Source organism: Streptomyces sp. NBC_01241 (genome assembly GCF_041435435.1).
Lineage (GTDB): Bacteria > Actinomycetota > Actinomycetes > Streptomycetales > Streptomycetaceae > Streptomyces.
In genome coordinates this window covers 8062668-8086342 of sequence record NZ_CP108494.1, presented here as the reverse complement: position 1 = coordinate 8086342, position 23675 = coordinate 8062668, and the positions used below count along the sequence as shown (strand labels likewise).

Below are 23675 nucleotides of genomic sequence, written 5' to 3'. Positions count from 1 at the left end.
CCGGCAACCGCCCGACCGTTCACCGCACCATTCGCCGCACTGTGCGACCGCTCGTCGCACGGAGCCGCCCATCGCCTGTTCCCCGGCGCCCCGATGCGTTCGTATACGGCAGTCGGCAGCGAAGCGACAGGGGCCTCGGCGGAGAAGGGCGTTCACGATGACCACCACGACGACCGATGAGCGGACCCTCGCGGATCTCCAGCGGGAGCACGGCCCCGCCCTGTTCCACTTCCTGCTCGGGCTGACCTTCGGCGACCGGCAGCGGGCCGAGGACCTGCTCCAGGAGACGCTGGTGCGGGCCTGGCAGCATCCGGAGGCCTTCGACGCCCCGTACGAGTCGATGCGGCCCTGGCTCTTCACCGTCGCACGGCGTCTGGCCATCGACGCGCGCCGGTCCAGGCAGGCCCGGCCGGCCGAGGTCAGCGATGTCGTGCTGGAGGCCGCCGCGGGTGCGCAGGACACCGCGGAGGCCACGGTCTCGGCCCTCGACGTACGCGAGGCGATGCGCGCCCTCAGCCCGGAACACCGTGCCGTACTCGTCCAGATATATTTCCGAGGACTGAGCGTGGGCGAGACGGCGCGGGCACTCGATATTCCGGCGGGCACCGTCAAGTCCCGTTCCTACTACGCGCTGCGCCAGCTCTCCCGCAGTCTGCCGGGCTACTCCAGCAGGTCCTCCTCCCTCAGCAGGGAGAGGGCCGCGACGGCCTCCGCGACCTCCACGTAGTCGGCCGTGCAACAGTCGCAGGACAGCAGATGGCTGCAGACCGCGCGGGTCTCGCAGGCCGTGAGCGCGTCGAGCACATAGGCGCCGAGCAACTGCCGCACGTGCGGGCCCTCCCCGGGTTCGGCGGTCATCGCATCCTCGTGTCGTGGACGGATCCGGTCGGGACGGATCCTGTTCTTCTGGCCACGCGGGGCGCGCTCCCCCGGTTCAATGCTCCGTGAAGCCCGGTGCCGAGAAGAGAAAGAGGCGAGACGGGATGCACCCGGAACGTCAGGATGGAACCAGTGGGGGCGGGCTGCTGGTCCCGATGGCCTGGATGTACGCCGAGTACATCGCCGACGAGCTGCTGCGGACCGGCGATCTGATGGAGCCGTCCACGCTGGAGTACCGCGCGGGCCGCGACGCGCTCGCGCTCACCATCTTCCTCTCCGACGACGGGGCGGACGCCGCGCTGCACGCTGCCCGGCTGGACGAGCTGCGGCTGTTGACGGCGTACGGGGCGGCCTGGGCGGGCTGGGTCCGTGACCGCCTCCACGCACCGGACGCGGTGCCGGAGCCCGTGCCCGGCGCCGCGGATCCCGATCTGGCGCTGGCCCGTGCCGCCTGGCGGTGGCTGGAGGAGACCGAACTGCTCGCGGCCGATCTCGACGCCCTCGGCCCGCCGCCCCGGGAGCCGGCGGGCGACGGGGCGGACGCGGAGGAAGCGGCCCAGGTGTGGACGCCGGCCTGGCAGCTGGGGCTGCCGCTGGGGCATCTGGCGGTCCACCTCCACTGATCCACGCCGCGACCGCCGGTCAGGAACCGTGCACCCCCGCACGGTACTTGGGCAGCCGTACCGTGATCTTCATCCCGGCGCCGATGCCGGTCTCGATGACGAGCCCGTAGTCGTCCCCATACACCTGGCGCAGCCGTTCGTCGACGTTCAGCAGGCCGATTCCGGTGGATTTGCCGCCCTCGCCGCGCAGGATGTGCCGCAGTCGTTCCGGGTCCATTCCGGTGCCGTCGTCCTCGATGACGACCTCGGCCTCGGAGCCGGCGTCGAGTGCGCTGATGGTGATGCGGCTGCTGGTGACGGCTCCTTCGAGGCCGTGTTTGACGGCGTTCTCGACGAGCGGCTGGAGGCAGAGGAACGGCAGGGCGACGGGCAGCACTTCAGGGGCGACCTGGAGGGTGACGGCGAGCCGGTCGCCGAAGCGGGCACGTACCAGTGCCAGGTACTGGTCGATGGAGTGGAGTTCATCGGCGAGGGTGGTGAAGTCGCCGTGGCTGCGGAACGAGTAGCGGGTGAAGTCGGCGAATTCCAGGAGGAGTTCGCGGGCCTGCTCGGGGTCGGTGCGGACGAACGAGGCGATGGCGGCGAGTGAGTTGAAGATGAAGTGCGGGGAGATCTGGGCCCGCAGCGCCCTGATCTCGGCCTCGATGAGCTGGGTGCGGGAGCGGTCGAGTTCGGCGAGTTCCAGCTGTACGCAGACCCAGCGGGCCACTTCTCCGGCCGCGCGCGCGAGCACCGCGGATTCGCGTGGGGCGTAGGCGATGAGGGTGCCGAGGACCCGGTGGTCGACGGTGAGCGGCACGGCCACGGCCCAGCGCAGCGGGCAGTCGAGGTCGTCGCAGTCGCTGGCGAAGGCGGTGTCGCGGCCGCTGGCGAGGAGGCCCCGCACCTGGTCCATGACGTGCCGGCCGTGGTGTTCGCCCGCGCCGTCCCAGACGAGCACCCGGTCGCGGTCGGTGAGGCAGAGGGCGTCGGTGCCGAGGAGGGAGCGGAGTCCGCGAGCGGATTTGCGGGCGCTCTCCTCGGTGAGTCCGGCGCGCAGCGGGGGCGCGGCGAGCGAGGCGGTGTGCAGGGTCTCGAAGGTGGCGTGCTCGACGGGGGTTCCGACGTCGCTGGTGCGGACGGGGCGGGCGGTGCGGCGGCCGAGCAGGAAGCCCGCGCCGAGCAGCAGAAGGACGAGCAGGACGACTGCGGCGTATCCGGCCCCGGTCATCGGTGTCTCCCCGAAGTCAGCGCTTCCGGCAGGTGGAAGCGGGTCATGGCGGTGTTGGTGCCGGGGGGTATCCGGCCGGGCGTGGCGAGGGACACCAGGACCATGGCGAGGAAGCCGACCGGCACCGACCAGACGGCGGGCCAGGCGAGCAGGGCGTGCGGCCAGCCGGGCGGGCGTACGGCTCCGCTGACGGTGATGGCGACGGACAGGAACGCGGAGCCGCCGCCGAGCAGCAGTCCGGCGATCGCGCCGGGCGGGGTGAGCCGACGCCACCAGATGCCGAGGACCAGCAGCGGGCAGAAGGAGGACGCGGAGACGGCGAACGCCATCCCCACCGAGTCGGCCACCGGGACCCGGCTGACCAGTAGCGAACCGGCCAGCGGTACGCACATGGCGAGGACGGTGGCGAGCCGGAAGTGCCGTACCCCGCGCGACGGGAGGACGTCCTGGGTGATGACGCCCGCGACGGCCATCGTGAGGCCGGAGGCGGTCGACAGGAACGCGGCGAAGGCGCCGCCCGCGATGAGCGCGCCGAGCAGGTCCCCGCCGAGCCCGTCGATGACCCGGCCGGGCAGCAGCAGTACGGCGGCGTCCGCGTCCCCGCCGTGGATCAGTTCCGGGGCGTACAGCCTGCCCAGTGCGCCGTAGACCGGCGGCAGCAGGTAGAACACGCTGATGAGGGCGAGGACGGCGACCGTCGTGCGGCGGGCGTCGCGGCCGTTGGGGCTGGTGTAGAAGCGGACGACGACATGGGGCAGGCCCATGGTGCCGAGGAATGTGGCGACGATCAGTCCGTAGGTGGCGTACAGCGGATGGTCGGCACGGAAGACGGAGAGCTGTTCGTCGAAGTTGACGCGGGGTTGCCCGTCGCCCTGCCAGGCGAGCACCAGGAAGATCGCGGGGACGAGGAGTGCGGTCAGTTTCAGCCAGTACTGGAAGACCTGTACGAAGGTGATGGACCGCATGCCGCCCGCGGCGACGGCGATGACGACGACGGACGCCACGAGCACGTCGCCGAGCCAGCCGGGCGCCCCGGTCAGGATCTTGAGCGTCAGCCCCGCGCCCTGGAGCTGCGGTACGAGGTAGAGCCAGCCCGCCGCGACGACGAAGACGCTCACCAGCCTGCGCACCTGCCGTGATTCCAGCCGTCCCTCGGCGAAGTCGGGCAGGGTGTACGCCCCCGAGCGGCGCAGTGGCGCGGCGACGAAGACCAGCAGCACCAGATAGCCCGCGGTGTAGCCGACCGGGTACCAGAGCATGTCCGGGCCGTGCACGAGGACCAGGCCCGCGATGCCGAGGAAGGAGGCCGCGGAGAGGTATTCGCCGCTGATCGCCGCGGCGTTGAGCCGCGGCCGTACGGTGCGCGAGGCGACGTAGAAGTCGGAGGTGGTACGGGAGATGCGCAGCCCGAAGCCGCCGACGAGGACGGTCGCGACCACGACGGTGCCGACGGCCGCGACCGCGTACGCGCGGCTCACGGTGCGGGGCGGCCTTCGACGAGCCGGGCGAAGTCGCGTTCGTTGCGCTCGGCTCTTCGCACGTACCACCAGGCGGTCAGGGTCAGGGGCGGATAGGCGGCGAACCCGAGGACCGCCCAGACGAGCGCGGCGCTGTGCAGGGCCTCGAAGACCAGGGGCAGTGTGCCGACGACCACCGCGAGGACGATGAAGGCGGAGAGTCCGGCGCGCAACTGGCCGCGCATCAGCGAACGGACGTACGCGCCGCCCAGTGCGGTCTGCTCGTCGATCTCCGACTGGGTGCGGTATCGCGGCAGCGGGCGCACCCGCCGGGGCTCCCCCGTCACCACTTCGCGCCGGGGTGTTGGCTCTGCGGACATGGGCCCGGAGTGTACGCAGCACGGGACCCTCGTGGGAAGGGGTTCGGGTCCGGGTAGCCCCTGGTCAGCGGCCGGTCCGGCGCATCAGCAGATCGCGCAGCGCGCGGGCGTGGCGACGGCTCACGGCGAGCTCGGCGGTGCCGACGCGCACGCTCATGCTGCCCGCGTCGAGGCGGAGTTCGTCGATCCGGCCCAGCGCGACGAGATGGCGCCGGTGGATGCGTACGAAGCCGCGGGTGCCCCAGCGTTCCTCCAGGGTGGTGAGGGGGACGCGGACGAGGTGGCTGCCGGTGGCGGTGTGCAGCCGGGCGTAGTCGCCCTGGGCCTCGGCGTAGGTGATGTCGTCGATCGGGATGAACCGGGTCACTCCGCCGAGCTCCACCGGTATCTGGTCGCCCGCGGTGTCGAGCACGGGTGCGGAGCGGTCGCCGACCTGTTCGGCCACGCGGCGGACCGCTTCGGCGAGGCGTTCGCGGCGGACCGGCTTGAGGACGTAGTCCACGGCTTTCAGGTCGAAGGCGTGGACGGCGAATCCCTCGTGCGCGGTGACGAAGACGATGAGCGGGGGCGCGGCGAACCCGGCCAGCAGCTGGGCGACGTCGAGGCCGGTGAGGCCCGCCATGTGGATGTCGAGGAAGACGACGTCGATGGCGGACGGGTCGTCGGGACCTGCCTCGACGGCGCTGCCGATGCGGCGCAGTGCCTCGGTGGCCCCGGTGGCGCCCTCGGCGCTGCGGATGCGGGGATCGGCGCGCAGGAGGTAGAGGAGCTCCTCCAGGGCGGGTTCTTCGTCGTCGACGGCGAGTACGCGCAGCATGGGCGGAGTGTAGAACGCGCGTGGGGGTACCGGGCCGTCGTGCGGGGCACCCGCCGGACCGGGCTCGGGTGATCAGGTGGAGCGGGCCGGCGGCGATGTCCAGGAACCTGCCGCGCCGGGCGATGGCCGTGACCGTGGAGCCGCGCAGCGCGGTGAGCGGCGGGTCGTACGTCTTGAGGACGCTGACGGCGAGCGGCAGGACGCGGTCGATTTCCCTGCCGACGAGGTGGTCGTCGAGGAAGACCCGCAGGGCTTCGCCTTCCGGCGGTTCGGGCATGGTTCCAGACCGCCAAAAGCGTCGGCCGGTCGCCCGTCAGAGGCCGTACACGCGCTCGGCCGTGGTGGCGAGGACGCGGTGGCGCTCGTCCTCGGTGAGGGCGTCGGTCAGGGTGCGTGCCGTGTCGACGACCTCCGGGTACGTGGCGGCGAGCCGGCACACCGGCCAGTCCGAGCCGAACATCAGCCGGTCGGGCCCGAAGGCGTCGAGGACGGTGTCGGCGTACGGGCGCAGATCGCTCACGGTCCAGGAGTGCACATCGGCCTCGGTGACCAGGCCGGAGAGTTTGCACACGGTGTTGGGACGGGCGGCGAGGGCCCGGAGGTCGTCGGCCCAGGGGTGCAGTCCACCGGTGGCGACGGGCGGTTTGCCGGCGTGGTCGAGTACGAAGGTCAGCCCGGGGAGCAGGGCGGCGGCCCGGACGGTGGCGGGCAGTTGGCGGGCCTGGACGACGAGGTCGTAGACGAGTCCCGCGTCGGAGACGGCGGCGAGTCCGCGCCGGACGTCGGGGCGCAGCAGCCACTCGGGGTCGGGTTCACCCTGGACCTGGTGGCGGATGCCGACGAGCCGGTCGCCGCCGGGGAGTTCGCGCAGCGCGGCCAGGGTGTCGGCGATGTCCGGGGCGGTGAGGTCGCACCAGCCGACGACGCCCGCGACGAGGTCGTTCTCATGGGCGAGGGCCAGGAACTCGGGGGTTTCCGCGGGGACGGTGACGGTCTGGACGAGGACGGTGGCGTACACCCCGGCGGCGCGTGCTTCGGGCTCCAGGTCGGCGAGGGTGAAGGTGCGCCGGAGCGGGGCGAGTTCGTCGCCGGTGATCCAGTCCTGGTCGCGTACCGACAGGTCCCACACATGGTGGTGGGCGTCGACGATCCGTTCCTGACCGCTCATGTCACAGCTCCCAGGCGACCGGGAGACCGGCTTCGGCACCGTCCGAGGAGTAGTCGTGCGCGACGTCGAGCAGCTCGGCCATCCTGGCCTGCCAAGCGACGTTGACCGGGAGTTTCTCCAGTTCGGCGAGGAGTGCGGCGTAGTCCTCGCAGTCGATGACGTGGAAGAGGTCGGTGCCGCTGCGCCAGATCGTCCAGGAGGTGGCGCCCGCCGCGCGGATCGCGGTGGTGAGCTCCGCGGGCACTTCGCGGTGCGCGGCCTCGTACTCCTCGATGCGGTCGGCGCGGACCTTGGTGTGCAGGGCGATTCTCATGTCAGTGTCCGTCCTCGGTGAGCAGGCCCTCGGCGCGCAGGTCGTCCCAGAGTCCGTCCGGGATCTCGCGGCGGAGCAGGGCGGCGGCGTCGCGCACCTCGTCCGGGGAGCGGGTGCCGACGAGCACTCCGGCGACGGCCGGGTGCGCGAGCGGGTAGTGGAGGGCGGCGGCCCGCAGCGGGACGCCGTGGCCCTCGGTGACGGCTTTGATCCGCAGGGCCCGGTCCAGGAGGGTCAGGGGCGCGGCCGCGTAGTCGTACGTGGCACCGGGGCGCGGGTCGGCGAGCAGCCCGGAGTTGAAGACCCCGCCGACGACGACGCTGCGGCCGCGCGCGGCGGCCTCGGGCAGCAGCTCGGTGAGGGCGGACTGGTCGAGGAGGGTGTACCGGCCCGCGCAGAGCACGACGTCGACGTCGGTGTCGCGCAGGAAGCGGGTGAGCATGGCGGTCTGGTTCATCCCGGCGCCGATGGCTCCGACGACGCCCTGTGCGCGCAGCTTCTCCAGCGCCGGGTAGGCGGCGCGGAACGCGGCCTCCGCGTGGTCGTCCGGGTCGTGCAGATAGGCGATGTCGATGCGGTCGAGTCCGAGCCGTTCCAGGCTGTCCTCGATGCTGCGGCGCACGCCGTCGGCGCTGAAGTCCCAGCGGCGGCGGTGCGTGGCGGGCACGGCGAAGCCCTCGGACAGCCCGTCGGACATGTACTCGGAGGCGGTGCCGGCGGGCAGCGGGTCGAGCACCCGCCCCACCTTGGTGGACAGCACGTAGGAGTCGCGGGGTCTGCCGCGCAGGGCCTCGCCGAGCCGTCGTTCGGAGAGGCCGAGTCCGTAGTGCGGCGCGGTGTCGAAGTAGCGGATGCCCTCGCCCCATGCGGCGTCCACGGCGGCCGTCGCCTGCGCGGGGTCGACGGCGCTGAAGAGATTGCCGATGGCGGCGGCTCCGAAGGACAGTTCAGTGACCTCGACCGTGCTGTTGCCCAGCCTGTTGCGCCGCATGCTTCCGTCGCCCTCCCCGGTGATCGCTTCCTGCACATAGCGAATATTCATCGGATCACTTGGGCGCGTCAACACTTCGGGCACCACGATCTGCGGCACTTTTCCAGAGATCTGTCCGATCTATTACTGATCCAGTGCGGACGATTCAGCTGGTCGGCAGCAGGTCGAGCAGGTGCGCCACCTCATCGTGGGCGCAGCTCGCCAGCCGCTCCAGATCGGGCAGCGCCTTGCCGTCGGCCACCAGCCCCACCCGCACCCGGCCGCCGTACGTGGACAGGGCGATGGCCAGGGACTGGCCGCGGGCCAGCGGCGCCATCGGGTAGACGGCGCGCAGCGGGCAGCCGCCGAGCGAGAGCGCCGAGCGCGGCAGGGGCACGCTGGTGACCAGGACGTCGAAGAGCATCCTGGCCGCGCTCCCCGCGATGGGCGCGCCGAAGCGGTGGGCCAGCGAGGGCAGTTGGTCGGCGAGCACGGCGACCGCGCCGGCACCGCGGAAGGGCCCCGCGGACTTGTTGCGGTCCATGGCGGTGCGGACGGTACGGAGCCGCTTCCAGGGGTCGGGTTCGCGGACGGGGAGTCCGAGGAGATAGGCGGAGAGCTTGTTCCCGGTCGCGGCGGCCTGGCCCGGTCTGCGGCGGGAGACCGGCACCAGGGCGCGCGGGTCCTCGGCCGGCAGCGCCTCTCCGCGCTCCAGCATCCAGCGACGCAGGGCCCCGGCGACGACCGCGAGGAGGACATCGTTGGTCGTGCCTCCGGCGGCGCGGCGGATCCGCTGGACCGCGTCGAGGTCCAGGTCGGCGGTAGCGAGCCGCCGGGTACCGCTGGAGCTCGCGGTGAGCGCGGGCGCGCCGCGCAGATCGAGGCGGCTGGCCCGCACCATGGAGGCACCGACTCCGAAGGCCCGGCCGAGGTCCTCGATCCGGCCCAGCGCGAGGCCGGCGACCTGGCGCGGGCCCGGCATCCAGGACCGGGGCGGGACCGCGCGCGCCCGGCGGGTGGGGGTGCCGCTGCGGGCCCGGCCGGCGGCCGACGCGATCTCGTCGAAGATCCCGGCGCCGATGGCGACCGCGCGCATTCCGTCGGCGAGCGCGTGGTGGAGCTTGACGAGCACGGCGAAGGGGCCGTCGTCGGCGCCGCCGATCACGTACATCTGCCAGGGGGGCAGGCCCCGTTCGAGCGGCCGTTCCATCAGTTCGCCCGCCAACCGGGTGGCGCCCGCCATGAATCCGTCGTCCCCGTCGAGCGACTCCGCCTCGGTCAGCCGCACCCGCGCGATGTGCCGCCGCACGTCGAAGTCCTTGTCCACGAACCAGGCCGCGCCGCCGACCGGCAGCAGTACATCCCGGACCCGCATCCGCAGCCGTGGAATCGCGGCGGCGCGGGTGCCCAGCAGTTCCGGCACGGTCTCGGTGCTCACGCCGTGCGCCGGGTCGGGGGCCGGCGAGAAGACGGCGAGCGCGCCGAGGTGCATGGGGTGGGCATCGGATTCGAGGTGCCAGAAGGCCAGGTCGAGGGGTGCCAGCAGCTCAGTGCCCAACGGATCCTCATGTCATCGAAAGACAGGACTGACGGAAGGGCAGTCAATCGCTTGCGGTCGGTTACGGTCAAGCATAGACATGTTACGTTCTGTTACTGTCGGGTAGTGCTCAGCGCCTGTCGGGCCCGTACACGGTGTCCCCTCGGGCCGGCGCTCGGCATGTCCGTCATCCGCGCCATCCGGACCGACCGGACCGACCGGGCCACCCGCTTCATCCGCCTCATCCATCTCATCCGTCTTCCGGAATGACGAATTCACACCACACGCACTTGCCGACGCCCCGCGACTCCACACCCCAGAGGTCCGCCAACCGGTCCACCAGCATCAGCCCGCGTCCGGAGACCCCGGTCTCCCCCGCGTCCCGGCGTCGGGGCAGCGCGCTGGAACGGTCCTCGACATCGACCCGCAGGCGCCGCTCGGTCCCGGTGAGCACCCGGATCGTGACGATCGCCCCGCCGTCGGTGTGCATCAGCGCGTTGGTGATCAGCTCGTCGGCCGCCAGCTCGACCCCGTCGGCCCGCGTCTTGGCACCCCAGGCCCGTACCGCCGCCCGGATCATGTGCCGCGCGGAGCTCAGCGCCTCCGGGTCGCCCTGGGCGACATGCTGCTGGAGCCTGCCGCCCGGCTGGGGCGCGTGAGCGACCTTTCGGCCCAGCAGCAGGACCGCCACATCGTCCTCGCCGCCGCGCTCGTCGACCTCTTCGCAGAGCCGGTCGGCCAGCTTCTGCAGGTCCTGCGGGCCGTTGCGCACCATGGACGTCAGCAGTTGGATGCCCTCGTCGAGATCGGCGCCGGGCATCTCCACCAGCCCGTCGGTGAACAGCAGAAGCGTCTGACCGGGGTCCAGCTCGACCGTGCCGACCGGATATTCGAGCTGTCCGAACTCGGCGGAGAGCCCCAGCGGCAGCCCGCCCTCCGCGACGAGCCTGTGGCAGTTGCCGTCGACGTCGCGCAGCAGTGGATCGACGTGACCGGCCCGGACGAGCTGCACCACTCCGGTCGTCAGGTCGACCTCGGCGTAGGTGCAGGTCGCGAAGCGGTCGGTGTCCAGTTCGTGAAGGAAGACGGAGGCGCGGGCCATCACCGTGGCGGGGCTGTGTCCCTCGGCCGCGTAGGCCCGCAGCACGATGCGCAGCTGCCCCATGACCGCCGCGGCATGCGTGTCATGGCCCTGTACGTCCCCGATGACGGCCCCGACCCGGCCGCCGGGCAGCGGGATGACGTCGTACCAGTCGCCCCCGATGTCCCGGCCCAGCCGGGCCGACCGGTACCGGACGGCAACCTGCGCCCCCGGCACGTCGGGGATCCGGCGCGGCAGCATGGCCTGCTGGAGGCCCTCGGCGAGATCGTGCTCCTGCTCGTACAGCATGGCCCGCTGCAGGCTCTGGGCGATGGAGCTGCCGAGCGCGACGAGCAGATTGCGTTCGTCGCCGGTGAAGCCCGCCTTGTCGCTGTAGAGCAGCCCCATGGCGCCAACGGGCCGGGCCTGGGCGATCAGCGGCAGATACGCGGCGGATGTGATGCCGAGGTGGCTGATGTGCGGCCAGAGGATCGGGTACGAGGTGGCGAAGTCCGTGGCGGAGTCGATGAAGCGGGGCGCGAGGGTGCGTACGACTTCGCTCATCGGGTACCCCTCGTCCGTCCGGGTGTACCGCGTACCGGGGACGAACGAGCCCTCCGGGCCGTCCGCCACGAGATGGATGCGTCCGGCCTCGATCAGCCCGACGACCAGGCTGGTCGCGCCGAGATGCGCCAGCCCCTGGGAGTTCTTCAGCACCTCGATGACGTCCCGGACCGTCCGGGCATGGGCGAGTGCGGCCGTGGTGCCCTCCACCAGGCTGGTGCGGCGCCGCCGCGCCATGTCCAGGTCCCGGCGGGCCGTCGAGTCGGCCAGCTCCTGGGTGGCGTCGCGGACGATGCCGATGATGCGATGGGGACGGCCGCTCCCGTCGCGCTGGATGAAGCCCTGGGTGTGGGTCCAGCGCAGCGTGCCGTCGCGCCGCAGGATCCTGAAGTACGCGCCGTAGTTCCGCTGCCCGCTCTTGAGGGCGTGCGCGACCATCGCGTCGAGCCGGACGCCCTCGTCGGGCGGCACCCGCACGGCGATCGACTCCGGCCGGTTGTCGTATTCCTCGTCCCGCAGGTCGAACACGTCGAGTGCGGCACGGTCCATGTGCATGAGGCCACTGTCGAGGTCCCAGTCGAAGCTGCCCATACGGTTCAGGGCGAGACTGAGATCCGGGTGGGCGGGCCAGTCGTCCGGGAGTGACAGGGCACCCGCTACCCGATCATCCATGTGGGTCACTCTGTCATTATTTGTCCGGATCTTCGAGCGAACTCCGCACGGATGGCGCGTTCCGGCGTCAGGCGTTCGGGGGCGGTTCCCGGCCCCGAACCGGACACCGCAGGACACCGTTCGGGAGCGCCCGGAGCACCGCCCGCCCGGAGAGCGCAGGTCAGCAACGGTTACCGTGTCCCGTGGAGCACGGTAAGCCCAGCCTCGCCGCCGCACCGCCCGCGTCAGCCCGTTCTAAGGACCTGCAACTCCATGACCCGCCCCGTCCGCGTCGCCATAGTCGGAGCCGGCCCCGCCGGAATCTACGCTGCGGACGCGCTGCTGAAATCCGAGGCCGCACAGGACCCGGGGGTTTCGATCGACCTGTTCGAGCGGATGCCCGCCCCCTTCGGCCTGATCCGCTACGGGGTGGCCCCCGACCACCCGCGGATCAAGGGCATCGTCCAGGCCCTGCACCAGGTGCTCGACAAGCCGCAGCTGCGGCTGTTCGGCAACGTCGACTACCCCGCCGACATCGGCCTGGACGATCTGCGGTCCTTCTACGACGCAGTGATCTTCTCCACCGGCGCCGACGCGGACCGCGCGCTCGACATCCCCGGCAGCGGCCTGGACGGCTCCCACGGTGCGGCCGACTTCGTCTCCTGGTACGACGGACACCCCGACGTGGCGCGCACCTGGCCCCTGGAGGCGGAGAAGGTCGCCGTGCTCGGGGTGGGCAATGTGGCCCTGGACGTGGCGCGCATGCTCGCCAAGACGGCGGACGAACTGCTGCCGACCGAGATACCCGCGAACGTCTACGAGGGCCTGAAGGCCAACAAGGCCCTGGAAGTGCATGTCTTCGGGCGCCGTGGTCCCGCACAGGCCAAGTTCAGCCCGATGGAGCTGCGGGAGCTGGACCACTCGCCGAACATCGAGGTCATCGTCAACCCCGAGGACATCGAGTACGACCAGGGTTCGATCGAGACCCGGCGCGGCAACAAGCAGGCCAATATGGTCGCCTCCACGCTGGAGAACTGGGCCATCCGCGACGTGGGCGAGCGGCCGCACAAGCTGTTCCTGCACTTCTTCGAATCCCCGGCGGAGATCCTCGGCGAGGACGGCCGGGTCGTCGGTCTGCGCACCGAGCGGACCGAGCTGGACGGCACCGGGAACGTCAAGGGCACCGGACGCTTCACCGACTGGGACGTGCAGAGCGTCTACCGCGCGGTCGGCTACTACTCGCAGGAGCTCCCGAAGCTCCCGTTCGACGTGGCCTCCGGCACCGTCCCGCACGCCGCTGGGCGCGTCGTCGACGGCGCGGAGCCCATGGCCTCGGTGTACGTCACGGGGTGGATCAAGCGCGGTCCGATCGGCCTGATCGGCCACACCAAGGGCGACGCCAACGAGACGGTCGCCTGCCTCCTGGAGGACCAGGCCACGGGTCGGCTGGCCGTCCCGGCACAGCCCGAGCCCGAGGCCGTCACCGCGTTCCTGGAGGAGCGCGGCGTCCGGTACACCACCCGCGAGGGCTGGTACCGCCTGGACGCGCACGAGCGGGCGTTGGGTGCGGAGCAGGGGCGCGAGCGGATCAAGGTCGTGGAGCGCGACGCCATGCTGGACGCTTCCGAGCCCCGTTCCTGAAGTACGCGCCGATGGCCCGGTCGGCCGCCGACGGCGGCCGACCGGATGGGCAGCTCCGTCCGCCTCGGCGGAGTTGCCCGGCCCGCGATTTCACTCAACGGCCTTGCAGCGACCTGACGTTGTCCCCGAACGCCCATCCCTTCGACCCGTCCCAGTTGAGGGACCAGGTCATCAGGCCCTTGAGGCTGTTGCCGTAATGGTTCCACGCTGTGAGACCTGACCGGTGCTCATGTAGCCGCCTCCGGCGCCGGGTTGGGCCGGAAGTCCCGGAACCTGCTTGTCGTAGGGGACCTTGATGGTGGTGCCCTGGACGACGAGCCCCTTGTCGAGACAGTCCGTCTGCGCGGTGAACCCTTCGACCGTGCCGGCGGAGTACGAGTCACCCGCGCACCCGTACATGCTGCCGTTGTAGTACTGCATGTTGAGCCACCACAGGCGGCCGTTGTCCGCGTACTTCTTCACGATCGGCAGGTAGGCGCCCCAGATCGAGCCGTAGGTGATGCTCCCGCCGGTGACATAGGCCGTCTCCGGGGCCATCGTCAGGCCGAAGTTCGAAGGCATCCGCGCGAGCACACCGTCGATGATGCGGATGAGATTGGCCTGCGAGGCCGACAGCTGGCTGATGTTGCCGCTGCCGGTCAGACCGGTCTCGATGTCGATGTCGATGCCGTCGAAGTTGTACTTCTTCAGGATCGGGACCACTGTCTCGACGAACCGGTCGGCGACGGTGCTGGAGCCGAGGTCGATACCGGCGGCCGCGCCGCCGATGGACATCAGGGTGGTGAGTCCGGCGTCCTTCGCCGCGCACATCTCGGCCGGGGTCGGGACCTTCACGGTGGAGTCCATCCCGTCCTCCCACAGGACGGTGCCGTCCGGGAGGATGACGGGGAAGGCCGCGTTGATCACGTTGTAGCCGTGGCCCGTGATACGGCTGTCGGTCACCGGGATCCAACCGAGCGGCGGGTGCACACCGTTGGACGCGCCGTCCCAGTTCTCCCAGTATCCCTGGAGCACCTTTCCCGAGGGCTTCGACGTGACCGCGCACGTGTCCTCCTGCGCGACGCTCGGCGTCGCGCCTACCAGCATCTGCACGGCACAAGCCGCCGCGAGGCCGAGCCCCAGCAGGCGTGATGTCCTACCGATCATGTTGCGCTCCCTTCCGGACGAAGTGGGGGTGACTGTCATGATCCTGACAATCTTCGCCGACACCGCGAGCTTCCGCGCGCCGCGACGCACCCCACCTAGATTGGTCCAGACCTTTCGTCAATGGCCCCAACCGAAGGCGAACTCCGATACCCGGAGGCCGCTTGTAACCGGAAGTCCACTTAGCTTAGGCTTACCTAACTTCACGCACTCCGCGTGGGATTCACCCGCCCCGTCCACCTACCCATGAGGAACACCCATGTCCCGGTTCACCCGCGTGCGTCGCCGGACGCTCGCCGCAACTGCCACCGCCGCAGCGTTCGTTCTCGTTCTCGGTGGTTGTTCGTCGAGCGACGACGGAATGGAGACCTCCGGCGCATCAGGGAAGAGCGGCGGAGCGTTCCCCGTCTCCATCAAGAGCGCGCTCGGCACCGCGGAGATCAAGAAGCAGCCCGAACGGGTCGTCACCCTCGGCCAGGGCTCGGCGGAGACGGCCATCGCGCTCGGCCACACGCCGGTGGGCATCGAGAGTTACGAGTGGGGAAGCGACAAGTCGGGCTATCTGCCCTGGATCCACGAAGCGGTGGAGAAGAAGGGCGACAAGCTGCCGACCCAGTTCACCGGCGGTGAGGACATCGACTTCGAGACCATCACCGAGCTGGAGCCGGATGTCATCCTCGCGCCGTGGTCCGGGATCACGCAGAAGGATTACGACATCCTCAAGGACATCGCCCCCACGGTCGCCTATCCCGATCTGGCCTGGAGCACGGACTGGGACGAGCAGATAGACATCATCGCCAAGGCGCTGGGACAGCCGGACAAGGCGAAGACCCTCATCTCCAAGACCGAGAAGCAGCTGTCCGACGCGGCGGCGACCCGGCCCAACTACACGAAGCACACGTTCTCGTACATCTACAACACCGGCCCCGGCACCCTCGGTGTGTTCAAGCCGAACGAGCAGCGCGTCAAGATGGTCTCCTCGCTCGGTCTCACCGTCGACCCGGTGGTGAACACCTTCAAGGAGACAAAGGGCACCGACTCGGCGCTGATCGGGCTGGAGAACGCCGAGAAGCTGAAGGACAGCGACCTCGTCTTCACCTTCTACTCCGACGACAAGTCCCGCAAGGAGATCGAGGCGCAGCCACTGTACGCGGCGATTCCCGCGGTCAGGAGCGGCGCCGTGGTCGCGAGCAAGGACAACTCCTTCGTCACGGCCTCCTCAATCATCAACCCGCTCACCGTGCCGTGGGTGATCGACCGTTACCTGCCGTTGATCGACAAGGCCGTCAAGGCCGCCGACCAGGGCTGAGGCGGACCATCCCGCACATGGCCACCACCACACACGCACCGCCGAGCGGTGCCGGAACCCCGGGGACCGGCACCGCTCGGCGGGTGTATTCCGTCGTCATCGCAGGCGTCGTCCTCGTGCTCGCCGTGTTCGCGAGTGTCATGTTCGGCAGCCGGACCACGTCGTTCAACGATGTGCTGCACGTTCTGTCCGGCACCGCCGATCCGAATGTCACCGCCATCGTCGAGAGCCGCTACCCGCGGACCGCGCTCGGTGTGCTCGCCGGTCTCTGCCTGGCCATCGCGGGCACGCTCATGCAGGGCGTGACCCGTAATCCGCTGGCCGATCCCGGTCTCCTCGGGATCAACGCCGGCGCCTGTGCGAGCATCGTCGCCGCGACGGCCTTCCTGGGGGCGTCGGGCAGTACGGACACCATGTGGTGGGCGCTGCCCGGTGCGCTGATCGCCGGTCTGCTCGTCCATGCGATCGGATCGGCGGGGCCGGGCGGCGGTCCGGTGCGGCTCGTGCTCGCCGGTGCGGTGCTCTGCGCCGTACTGATGGCGTTCATCCAGGCGGTGACACTGAGCCGGCCCAAGGTCTTCGACAGCTACCGGTACTGGGTCGTCGGCGCGCTCGGCGGCCGGGACTTCGACGTCTTCTGGTCGGTCCTGCCGTTCGCGGTGGCCGGTCTGCTGATCGCGGCCCTGCTGGGGCCGGGCCTCAACACGCTCGCACTCGGTGACTCGACCGCGGCCTCCCTCGGGGCGAATCCGGCCCTGGTGCGGGCGGGCGGGCTGCTCTCGGCCACGCTGCTGAGCGCCGCGGCGACGGCGGCCGTCGGCCCGATCGCCTTCGTCGGGCTGGCCGTTCCGCATGTGGTGCGCGCCCTGGTCGGTGTCGACTTCCGTATGCAGATCCTTTTCTCGGCGCCGGCCGGTGCCGCGCTGCTGCTCCTCGCGGACGTGGTGGGCCGGGTGGTCATGCGCCCGCAGGAACTGATGGTCGGTGTCGTGACCGCGTTCATCGGGGCGCCCGCACTGCTCATCGCCGTACGCAGAATGAGGGGCACCGCATGACGTCGCATCAGACCGGATTCCGCACGGCGTCACCCAGAGGGTTCCTGACGATCGGCCGGAGTGTGGCGGTGCCGGTGCGGCGGGTGTCGGTGCTGACGGCGCTCGTCCTGGTCGTGCTGCTGGTGGTGGCCGCGGTCGCCACGCTGTCGCTCGGCCGGCTGGGCATTCCGCTCGCCGATCTCGCCGGAGCGATGACCGGCGGGGCCGAGGGCAGGGACGCGTTCGTGCTGGAACGGCTGCGCGGCCCGCGGCTTACGGTCGCCGTGGGCACCGGCGGGGCCCTCGGCCTGTCCGGGGCGCTGTTCCAGTCCGTCACCCGCAATCCGCTCGGCAGCCCCGATGTGATCGGGCTGGGGGCCGGCGCGGGGGCGGGCGCCGCGATCGTCGCCCTGATGTTCCCGGACACGGTGCCGGTGGGGCTCGGCGCGCTGCTCGGGGCCCTCCTCGCCATGGTGCTGGTCCATGTGTCCACCGGCACCGGATTCCGTAACCCGGCCCGGCTCGTCATCGCCGGGATCGGGGTCTCCGCGATCGGCGCGGCGGTCACCCAGTACGTCGTCTACGCCATGGAGCGGGACCGGGCCGCCGTTCTCAGCGCCTACGTCAACGGCAGCCTGTCGGCGCGGTCCTGGGACGACGCCGGCACGATCTGGCTGGTGCTGCTGGTCGTCGCCCCGCTCACCGCGCTGATCGCCCGGCGGCTGGACATCGAGGAGATGGGCGACGACATCGCGGGCGCGCTCGGGTCCGGCCCCCGCGGCACGAAGACGATCGCCGTCGTGCTCGCGATCGTCCTCTCGGCGGGCGCCGTCGGTGTCGCCGGGCCCATCGCGTTCATCTCGCTGACGGCCCCGCAGATCGCCAAGCGGATCACCCGGGTCTCCGGCCCGCACCTGCTGCTGTCCACACTGACCGGCGCACTGCTGCTGGTACTCGCGGATCTCTGCGCCCAGCAACTGCCGCTGTTCGACAACCTGCCCGTCGGCATCTACACGATGGCCATCGGAGGCGCGTACCTCGGCTGGCTGCTGATACGGGAGTGGCGCCGGGGAATCCTGTGAGTACCTGCGGGGCTGCCGCCCGCCGCTGAAGCAGCTGAACGGGTCACATCGCCACGGCCTCTCTTGAACGCGTTCAAGGGAGGCCGTAGAGTCGTCGCCGAACACACTTGAACACGTTCAAGTCGGGGGCTCGATGTCTGTACTGGTCAATCTGATCGTCATGCTGGGCATGCTGGTGGTGGTCCCCGCGGGGCTGCGGCTGGCCGGTGCTCCCGAGCTGGACCGGATGCGGCAGCTGTGGCCGCTCTTCGCCGTGCCCGGCTCCGTGGCCCTGTGGCTGCCGCGCGGCGTGCCCGCCACCGCCCTGGCGTCCTGCTACGCACTCGGGGCCGTACTCCTCGCCCTGCACGCCCCACCACGGCTGTTCCGCAACCTCGCGACGTCCCGAATCCACGCCGTGACACCCGCCGAGGTCGCCCTGCTCACCGCCCTGGTCACCCCGTCGATCGCCGCCACCGCACTGGTCGCCGAACGCTCGGGGCACCCGCTCTTCGGCTTCGGGCTCGGCATCCTCGCGCTGACCGTGCCGCACTTCCACTTCGCGGGATTCGCCGCCGCGCTGATCGCGGGACTCGTCTGCCGGGTCGCCGACAGCACCGCGGGAAGGTTCGCCGCGCTGAGCGTGCCGCTGGGCACCCTGCTCGTCCTGATCGGCTACTTCATCGGGGACCGGGCCGAACTGGCCGGAGCGGTGGTGCTGACCGCGGGCATGTGGACCGTTGCCCTGCTCACCTGGCACTCGGTCCGCGCCGGGCAGCAGGACCGCATCACCCGGCTGCTGCTCGCCACCTCGTCCGCCGTGCTCGCGGTCACCATGGTGCTCGCACTGAGCTGGGCGCTCGGCGAGGCCACCGGGCTCCCCACCCCACACTGACCTGGATGGCCGCCACCCACGGCCTCGGCAACGCCCTGGGCTTCGCACTCTGCTCGGTGCTCGCCTGGCGAAGGCTCCAGAATCCCACCGATCACGAAGGCAGGACCGTATGAGCGCCCTCACCTACCCCGAGGTCGGAGCCACCCGCCTCGGCCCGCTCCCCGACGGCTACCACCACCTCCACCACCGGACCCGGGTCGGGCGCGGCCGGGCCGACCTGGCGGCGGCGGGCGCGGCGGTCACCGGCTGGCGCATGCATCGCACCAGCGGTGCCCGGGTCCACGCGTCGGCGGCCCGCGCCGAGACCGGGGTCTCGGTGCGTGTGTCGCTGGGCGTCGGCCCGTTCCGGTTCACGGCACCCTGCCGGGTCGTCTGGGCCGCCTACGAGGACGACCGCATCGGATTCGCCTACGGGACCGAGCTCCGGCACCCGGAACGCGGCGAGGAGTCCTTCGTCGTGGAGCTCGCGGACGACGGGACGGTGTGGTTCACCGTCATGGCGTTCAGCCGCCCGGCCGCCTGGTACGCGCGCCTCGCGGGGCCCGTCGTACCGGTTCTCCAGCACTGGTACGCCCGCAGGCTCGGCACCACGCTGCGCCGCATCGTCACCGAAGGCCAAAACGGGCCCGTCTGACCGGAACCGGGCCCCGCCCGAAGGGCTGAGCCGGGCCACCGGGCCGATACTGGAAGTGATGGACTGGTTCACCGCAGACGGGTACTGGCTCAGCCGGCTGATCTTCCAGCGGGCTCTCGCCGGCGTCTATCTCTTCGCCTTCCTCACCGCCGTGCTCCAGTTCCGGGCGCTGATCGGTGAACGCGGCATGCTGCCCGTGCCCGACTTCCTGCGGCGCACGGACTGGCACAGCGCGCCCGGCCTCTTCCGGCTCCACTACTCCGACCGGTTCTTCGCGTTCGTCTCCTGGACCGGCTGCGCGCTCGCCGTCGCCCTGCTCGCGGGGGTGGACTCGTACGTTCCGCTCTGGGCGGCGATGCTGCTCTGGGCGCTGCCCTGGGCGCTCTATCTGTCGATCGTCCAGGTCGGTCAGACCTGGTACAGCTTCGGCTGGGAGTCGTTGCTGCTGGAGACCGGATTCCTCGCCGTGTTCCTCGGCAACGCGCACACGGCGCCGCCGGTGCTGGTGCTGTGGCTGCTGCGCTGGGTGCTGTTCCGGGTGGAGTTCGGCGCCGGGATGATCAAGATCCGCGGCGACGAGTGCTGGCGCAAGCTGACGTGTCTGTACTACCACCACGAGACCCAGCCGATGCCGGGTCCGCTGAGCTGGTTCTTCCACCGGCTACCGAAGCCCGTCCACCGGGTCGAGGTGGCGGCCAACCACGTCACGCAACTCCTGGTGCCGGTGCTCCTGTTCACTCCGCAGCCGGTGGCGAGCGCGGCCGCGGGGCTGATGATCGTCACCCAGCTGTGGCTGGTCCTGTCGGGGAACTTCGCCTGGCTGAACTGGGTGACGATCACCCTCGCGCTGTCCGCCGTCGACTGGTCCCTGTTCACCGAACCGCCGGCACAGTCCGCGCCGCCCCTCTGGTACGAGATCGTCGTCATCGCCGTCACCGCGCTGGTGGTGTCCCTCAGCTACCGCCCGGCACGCAATCTGGTCTCCCGCCGCCAGGTGATGAACCGCTCGTTCGACCCGCTGCACCTGGTCAACACCTACGGCGCGTTCGGCAGCATCAGCCGGGTCCGGCTGGAGGTCGCGGTCGAGGGCACGGACGAGCCGGTGCTCCACGAGGGCACGGTCTGGCGGGAGTACGGCTTCCGCGGCAAGCCGGGCGATCCGCGCCGGCTGCCGCGCCAGTTCGCCCCGTACCATCTGCGGCTCGACTGGCTGATGTGGTTCGCGGCGCTCTCCCCCGCGTACGCGGGCCCCTGGTTCGGCCAGTTCGTGGAACGACTGCTGGAGAACGACCGGGACACGCTGCGGCTGCTGCGTCACAACCCGTTCCCCGAGGCCCCGCCCACGCATGTCCGCGCCAGGGTGTACCGCTACCGGTTCACGACCTGGCGCGAACTGCGGGCCACCGGACGCTGGTGGCACCGCACCTACGTGCGGGACTTCATGCCTCCCGTCTCGCTCGGCCCGGCCTGGCTCAGCCCGACCAGGCGACCTTGAACACCCAGGCGTACTGTCCGGTCCGGCGCGCCGCTGCCGGTACGTCGATCACCAGCGAGCCGCCCGTGGTGCGCCGGCCGAGCGGCCGGTCGTGGCCGAGCAGGGTGACCCGGTCACCGCTATGAATCGGCACGGGGGCCTCGACGGTGAGGGTCGAGCCGGGCCGCGCCGGGGAGTGGATGCAGAAGGCCTTGTCGGGCCGCACGATGAACCGCAGGTCCTCGCCGAGCTGCGGCATCCGCGCCCCGTACGTGGGGTCGTAGATCGCCTCCCCGTTGGTCCGCAGCCACTCCCCCGTCTCGCGCAGCCTGCGCTGCATGATGTCCGGGATGGTGCCGTCGGGCTTCGGTCCGATGCCGAGCAGGAAGTTGCCGTTCTTCTTTCCCTCAACCATCCGATGGCTGGGCGGAATTGCGGTCGGGACCGCACGATCGGCCGGAGGCTCCGGACCGGATACTCATTTGGATTCCTCGCGGGCCCGCAGCAGTTTGGTGATCTGTCTGACGAGTTCGTCGTCGCTGGTCACGGCCTTGCCGGAGATCAGGGCGCCGAGCCGCTCCGCGGTCTGGAAGTCGTAGGCGCGTTCCACTTCCGAGCCGGGAACGCTGTCGTACTCGTCCTCGGCACGGAACCCGACGGTCAGCTGGACCACCTTCGCGATGAGCCAGGTGAGGATGAAGGAGAACGCGATCACGGAGACGATCGCGACGAGCTGCTTACCCAGCAGTCCCCAGCCGCCGCCGTAGAAGAGCCCCTTCCTGCCGCTGATCCGAGCGGTGGCGAAGAGGCCGACCATGATCAGCCCGACCAGTCCGCCGACGCCGTGCACGCCCACCACATCGAGTGTGTCGTCGACGTCGAAGCGGAACTTGAGGGTGATCGCGTAGGCGCAGACCGCGCCCACGACCAGGCCGGTGATGACGGCACCGAGGGTGTTGATCTCACCGCAGGCCGGGGTGATGGCCACCATGCCCGCGACGGCCGAGGAGACGACGCCCATGGTGGAGACCCTGCCGGTGCGCCACTTCTCGACCAGCGGCCAGGTGATCATCGCGCCCGCCGCGCCGAGCTGGGTGTTGATGAACGCGGCGGCCGCCGTGCCCTGGTCGGTCAGCGCGGAACCGGAGTTGAAGCCGAACCAGCCGAACCAGAGCAGTCCGACACCGATCACGACGAGCGGGATGTTGTTGGGCCGTTCCTCGCGGCGGGCGAAATCACGCGGCGCCCGCAGCACGAGCGCGACAGCGAGTCCGGCGACGCCGGAGTTGAGTTCCACCGGCAGACCGCCCGCGAAGTCGAGCGCGCCGAGGTGCTTCACGATCCAGCCGTCCTTGTCGAACACCCAATGCGCCAGCGGGACGTACACGATCAGCAGCCACAGCACGACGAAGACGAGCCAGCCCTTCATCGTGGCGCGGTCCGCGATCGAACCGCTGATCAACGCCACGGTGATGATCGCGAAGCCCATCTGGAAGGTGCTGTAGACGTACGTGGGGATGTGACCGGACAGCGTGGTCAGCCCGATGTCGTGCATGAAAACGTGGTCGAGGTTGCCGATGAGTCCCACGCCGCCGGCATCGGGGCCGAAGGCCAGAGTGTATCCGATCACCCACCAGACGAGCGTGCCGAAGGCGAGCGCGGCGAAGCTCATCTTGATCATCATCAGGATGTGCTTGGTACGCACCATGCCGCCGTAGAAGAACGCCAGCCCAGGCGTCATCAGCAGCACCATCGCGGTGGAGGCGAGCAGCCAGGCGGTGTCACCGGAGTCGTAGGCGGGTGGCATCGGCGCGGGAGCGGTGTTCATCGGCGGGTACCTCATAGGGGTGTCAGGGACTGGCGGGGGCTACGGTTTGCGCAGGTCGGGCGCCGGATTGCCGGTGAGGAGCAAGTGGACGGCGTGCCGGGCGGCGGTGTGTGCGGCGGCGACCCGGACGGGTCTGTCGTCCAGGAGCCGGACCCAGGCGCCGCAGTCGCGGGGCAGCACACTGACGCCGTACAGGACGCCGAGCCCGGCCAGCGCCTCGTGCAGGGTGTCGGCCACCTCGTCGGCGGGCACGCGGTCGGTGACGACGAAGAGCGAGGCCACGTGATCGTGCCCGGCGAACACGCCGGGCCCCACGACGCCGTGCCGGGCCCCCCTCGCGCCCGGGTCCAGGCGCAGGGTGTCGATGGCGAGGAGGGTTCCGTCGGGCCGGGCGATCCGCAGATCGGCGGCGAAGGCCCGGTAGGCGTGACGCTCGCCCCGGGCGAGCCGCCCGGCGGTGAGGGTGTCACCGACGACCACGGTGGCGCCGCTCGCGACGGTGACCTCGGTGCGCTGGTAGAACCGCGCGTCCTTGAACGGGATCAGCGGATCGGGCAGGTACTCGACGTAGGCGCCGGCCTGCGCCGTCAGATGGACGCGCTGGCTCGCGTAGTCGTGTTCCATCCGGAAGATCTTGGTGGCCGCCTGGGTGGTCAGATGCACCTCGGTGCCGGGGCCGCAGCGGAAGTCCATCCGGTAGCGGTCGGCCTGGGCGATCCCGCCGCCGGTCGCCATCAGGTAGACGTAACTCATCCCCGGCATGGCGGGGTCGATCCACAGCGGCCGCATGATCTGCAACGGCGTCTTCTGGTAGCGCTCGACGAGTTCGGTGCGCCCGCCCCGTACCGCGAACGCCAGATCGAGGATGCCGACCTTGGCCGGGGAGCCGGCGGCGAGCGTGTCGGGTACGGACGCCAGCGCCGCCACCTCCGGCGGGACACGCACCGCGGTGTAGTACGCGGGCGCAAGCCGGTCGGGTGCGGGCCGGGGTGGGGTGAGCGGCATG

Annotated in this window: 21 protein-coding genes and 3 pseudogenes; 9 read left to right on the top strand and 15 right to left on the bottom strand. The window is 70.7% G+C overall.

The window, feature by feature from the left end:
• Window positions 1-157: 157 nt before the first annotated feature.
• Window positions 158-727, top strand: a complete 570-nt coding sequence (locus OG306_RS36715; RefSeq protein ID WP_266750780.1) for a sigma-70 family RNA polymerase sigma factor — start codon at window positions 158-160, stop codon at window positions 725-727.
• On the opposite strand, the gene OG306_RS36710 is transcribed toward OG306_RS36715, so the two are convergent.
• Window positions 661-858, bottom strand: coding sequence for a zf-HC2 domain-containing protein (locus tag OG306_RS36710; RefSeq protein WP_266750779.1), 198 nt, complete (start codon window positions 856-858; stop codon window positions 661-663). The genes OG306_RS36715 and OG306_RS36710 overlap by 67 nt on opposite strands.
• Window positions 859-983: 125 nt before the next feature.
• Here OG306_RS36710 and OG306_RS36705 point away from each other — a divergent pair, with 125 nt between their 5' ends.
• Window positions 984-1502, top strand: coding sequence for a hypothetical protein (locus tag OG306_RS36705; protein WP_266750778.1), 519 nt, complete (start codon window positions 984-986; stop codon window positions 1500-1502).
• 19 nt (window positions 1503-1521) lie between these two features.
• Here the strand turns inward: OG306_RS36705 and OG306_RS36700 are convergent, their stop codons facing one another.
• The 10 genes and pseudogenes from OG306_RS36700 to OG306_RS36655 form a co-directional block, all read right to left on the bottom strand.
• The gene (locus OG306_RS36700; RefSeq protein ID WP_266750777.1) at window positions 1522-2712 is read right to left on the bottom strand and encodes a sensor histidine kinase; all 1191 of its coding nucleotides are present in this window, start codon (window positions 2710-2712) and stop codon (window positions 1522-1524) included.
• Window positions 2709-4190: a cation acetate symporter gene (locus OG306_RS36695; protein WP_266750775.1), complete on the bottom strand. Its 1482-nt coding sequence runs from the start codon at window positions 4188-4190 to the stop codon at window positions 2709-2711. Before OG306_RS36695 ends, OG306_RS36700 begins: the two co-directional genes overlap by 4 nt.
• Window positions 4187-4549, bottom strand: a complete 363-nt coding sequence (locus OG306_RS36690) for a hypothetical protein (protein WP_266750773.1) — start codon at window positions 4547-4549, stop codon at window positions 4187-4189. Before OG306_RS36690 ends, OG306_RS36695 begins: the two co-directional genes overlap by 4 nt.
• Window positions 4550-4613: 64 nt before the next feature.
• Complete coding sequence (locus OG306_RS36685; protein ID WP_266750772.1) at window positions 4614-5366, bottom strand: LytR/AlgR family response regulator transcription factor; 753 nt, start codon at window positions 5364-5366, stop codon at window positions 4614-4616.
• A gap of 52 nt (window positions 5367-5418) precedes the next feature.
• Window positions 5419-5643 (bottom strand): annotated as a pseudogene (locus OG306_RS36680) (DNA-formamidopyrimidine glycosylase family protein); the annotation flags it as partial.
• 36 nt (window positions 5644-5679) lie between these two features.
• Window positions 5680-6534, bottom strand: coding sequence for an amidohydrolase family protein (locus tag OG306_RS36675; protein ID WP_266750770.1), 855 nt, complete (start codon window positions 6532-6534; stop codon window positions 5680-5682).
• Between the two features lies 1 nt (window position 6535).
• On the bottom strand, window positions 6536-6847 hold the full coding sequence (locus OG306_RS36670) for an L-rhamnose mutarotase (RefSeq protein WP_266750769.1): 312 nt from the start codon (window positions 6845-6847) through the stop codon (window positions 6536-6538).
• 1 nt (window position 6848) lies between these two features.
• Complete coding sequence (locus OG306_RS36665; protein WP_266752615.1) at window positions 6849-7838, bottom strand: aldo/keto reductase; 990 nt, start codon at window positions 7836-7838, stop codon at window positions 6849-6851.
• Between the two features lie 145 nt (window positions 7839-7983).
• A complete protein-coding gene (locus tag OG306_RS36660; RefSeq protein WP_266750767.1) occupies window positions 7984-9375 on the bottom strand; it encodes a wax ester/triacylglycerol synthase family O-acyltransferase in 1392 nt (463 codons plus the stop codon).
• 229 nt (window positions 9376-9604) lie between these two features.
• The gene (locus tag OG306_RS36655; protein WP_371666111.1) at window positions 9605-11671 is read right to left on the bottom strand and encodes a SpoIIE family protein phosphatase; all 2067 of its coding nucleotides are present in this window, start codon (window positions 11669-11671) and stop codon (window positions 9605-9607) included.
• A 252-nt stretch (window positions 11672-11923) separates the two neighbouring features.
• On the opposite strand from OG306_RS36655, the gene OG306_RS36650 reads away from it, so the two are divergent.
• A complete protein-coding gene (locus tag OG306_RS36650) occupies window positions 11924-13291 on the top strand; it encodes an FAD-dependent oxidoreductase (protein WP_371666110.1) in 1368 nt (455 codons plus the stop codon).
• Between the two features lie 94 nt (window positions 13292-13385).
• On the opposite strand, the pseudogene OG306_RS36645 reads toward OG306_RS36650, so the two are convergent.
• Window positions 13386-14437: pseudogene (locus OG306_RS36645) on the bottom strand (chitinase).
• A 256-nt stretch (window positions 14438-14693) separates the two neighbouring features.
• Between OG306_RS36645 and OG306_RS36640 the strand changes: the two are divergent.
• The 6 genes and pseudogenes from OG306_RS36640 to OG306_RS36615 all read left to right on the top strand — a co-directional run bounded on the left by OG306_RS36640 (window position 14694) and on the right by OG306_RS36615 (window position 20862).
• Window positions 14694-15743 carry an iron-siderophore ABC transporter substrate-binding protein gene (locus tag OG306_RS36640; protein WP_327258420.1) on the top strand — a complete coding sequence of 350 codons (1050 nt, stop codon included), beginning with the start codon at window positions 14694-14696 and terminating at the stop codon, window positions 15741-15743.
• Between the two features lie 17 nt (window positions 15744-15760).
• On the top strand, window positions 15761-16798 hold the full coding sequence (locus OG306_RS36635; protein ID WP_327258421.1) for a FecCD family ABC transporter permease: 1038 nt from the start codon (window positions 15761-15763) through the stop codon (window positions 16796-16798).
• Window positions 16795-17859, top strand: coding sequence for a FecCD family ABC transporter permease (locus OG306_RS36630; protein WP_266750760.1), 1065 nt, complete (start codon window positions 16795-16797; stop codon window positions 17857-17859). Before OG306_RS36635 ends, OG306_RS36630 begins: the two co-directional genes overlap by 4 nt.
• 133 nt (window positions 17860-17992) lie before the next feature.
• Window positions 17993-18846 (top strand): annotated as a pseudogene (locus OG306_RS36625) (YndJ family protein).
• On the top strand, window positions 18843-19367 hold the full coding sequence (locus OG306_RS36620) for a DUF1990 family protein (protein ID WP_266904582.1): 525 nt from the start codon (window positions 18843-18845) through the stop codon (window positions 19365-19367). Before OG306_RS36625 ends, OG306_RS36620 begins: the two are co-directional and overlap by 4 nt.
• A gap of 58 nt (window positions 19368-19425) precedes the next feature.
• Complete coding sequence (locus tag OG306_RS36615) at window positions 19426-20862, top strand: lipase maturation factor family protein (RefSeq protein ID WP_266750756.1); 1437 nt, start codon at window positions 19426-19428, stop codon at window positions 20860-20862.
• On the opposite strand, the gene OG306_RS36610 is transcribed toward OG306_RS36615, so the two are convergent.
• The 3 genes from OG306_RS36610 to OG306_RS36600 form a co-directional block, all read right to left on the bottom strand.
• On the bottom strand, window positions 20840-21256 hold the full coding sequence (locus OG306_RS36610; protein ID WP_266904583.1) for an alpha-L-fucosidase: 417 nt from the start codon (window positions 21254-21256) through the stop codon (window positions 20840-20842). The genes OG306_RS36615 and OG306_RS36610 overlap by 23 nt on opposite strands.
• A gap of 63 nt (window positions 21257-21319) precedes the next feature.
• Complete coding sequence (locus OG306_RS36605; protein WP_266750753.1) at window positions 21320-22669, bottom strand: ammonium transporter; 1350 nt, start codon at window positions 22667-22669, stop codon at window positions 21320-21322.
• A 39-nt stretch (window positions 22670-22708) separates the two neighbouring features.
• Window positions 22709-23674: an urease accessory protein UreD gene (locus OG306_RS36600; protein WP_266750751.1), complete on the bottom strand. Its 966-nt coding sequence runs from the start codon at window positions 23672-23674 to the stop codon at window positions 22709-22711.
• Between the last annotated feature and the right edge of the window lies 1 nt (window position 23675).

What these genes read in the sequence shown, in the direction of transcription:
- OG306_RS36655 (WP_371666111.1), bottom strand. Translation starts at nt 11,671, where the DNA reads ATGGATGATCGGGTAGCGGGTGCCCTGTCACTCCCGGACGACTGGCCC.
- OG306_RS36705 (WP_266750778.1), top strand. Translation starts at nt 984, where the DNA reads ATGCACCCGGAACGTCAGGATGGAACCAGTGGGGGCGGGCTGCTGGTC.
- OG306_RS36600 (WP_266750751.1), bottom strand. Translation starts at nt 23,674, where the DNA reads ATGCCGCTCACCCCACCCCGGCCCGCACCCGACCGGCTTGCGCCCGCG.
- OG306_RS36650 (WP_371666110.1), top strand. Translation starts at nt 11,924, where the DNA reads ATGACCCGCCCCGTCCGCGTCGCCATAGTCGGAGCCGGCCCCGCCGGA.
- OG306_RS36685 (WP_266750772.1), bottom strand. Translation starts at nt 5,366, where the DNA reads ATGCTGCGCGTACTCGCCGTCGACGACGAAGAACCCGCCCTGGAGGAG.
- OG306_RS36605 (WP_266750753.1), bottom strand. Translation starts at nt 22,669, where the DNA reads ATGAACACCGCTCCCGCGCCGATGCCACCCGCCTACGACTCCGGTGAC.
- OG306_RS36675 (WP_266750770.1), bottom strand. Translation starts at nt 6,534, where the DNA reads ATGAGCGGTCAGGAACGGATCGTCGACGCCCACCACCATGTGTGGGAC.
- OG306_RS36710 (WP_266750779.1), bottom strand. Translation starts at nt 858, where the DNA reads ATGACCGCCGAACCCGGGGAGGGCCCGCACGTGCGGCAGTTGCTCGGC.
- OG306_RS36620 (WP_266904582.1), top strand. Translation starts at nt 18,843, where the DNA reads ATGAGCGCCCTCACCTACCCCGAGGTCGGAGCCACCCGCCTCGGCCCG.
- OG306_RS36635 (WP_327258421.1), top strand. Translation starts at nt 15,761, where the DNA reads ATGGCCACCACCACACACGCACCGCCGAGCGGTGCCGGAACCCCGGGG.
- OG306_RS36640 (WP_327258420.1), top strand. Translation starts at nt 14,694, where the DNA reads ATGTCCCGGTTCACCCGCGTGCGTCGCCGGACGCTCGCCGCAACTGCC.
- OG306_RS36700 (WP_266750777.1), bottom strand. Translation starts at nt 2,712, where the DNA reads ATGACCGGGGCCGGATACGCCGCAGTCGTCCTGCTCGTCCTTCTGCTG.
- OG306_RS36630 (WP_266750760.1), top strand. Translation starts at nt 16,795, where the DNA reads ATGACGTCGCATCAGACCGGATTCCGCACGGCGTCACCCAGAGGGTTC.
- OG306_RS36690 (WP_266750773.1), bottom strand. Translation starts at nt 4,549, where the DNA reads ATGTCCGCAGAGCCAACACCCCGGCGCGAAGTGGTGACGGGGGAGCCC.
- OG306_RS36665 (WP_266752615.1), bottom strand. Translation starts at nt 7,838, where the DNA reads ATGCGGCGCAACAGGCTGGGCAACAGCACGGTCGAGGTCACTGAACTG.
- OG306_RS36615 (WP_266750756.1), top strand. Translation starts at nt 19,426, where the DNA reads ATGGACTGGTTCACCGCAGACGGGTACTGGCTCAGCCGGCTGATCTTC.
- OG306_RS36610 (WP_266904583.1), bottom strand. Translation starts at nt 21,256, where the DNA reads ATGGTTGAGGGAAAGAAGAACGGCAACTTCCTGCTCGGCATCGGACCG.
- OG306_RS36670 (WP_266750769.1), bottom strand. Translation starts at nt 6,847, where the DNA reads ATGAGAATCGCCCTGCACACCAAGGTCCGCGCCGACCGCATCGAGGAG.
- OG306_RS36715 (WP_266750780.1), top strand. Translation starts at nt 158, where the DNA reads ATGACCACCACGACGACCGATGAGCGGACCCTCGCGGATCTCCAGCGG.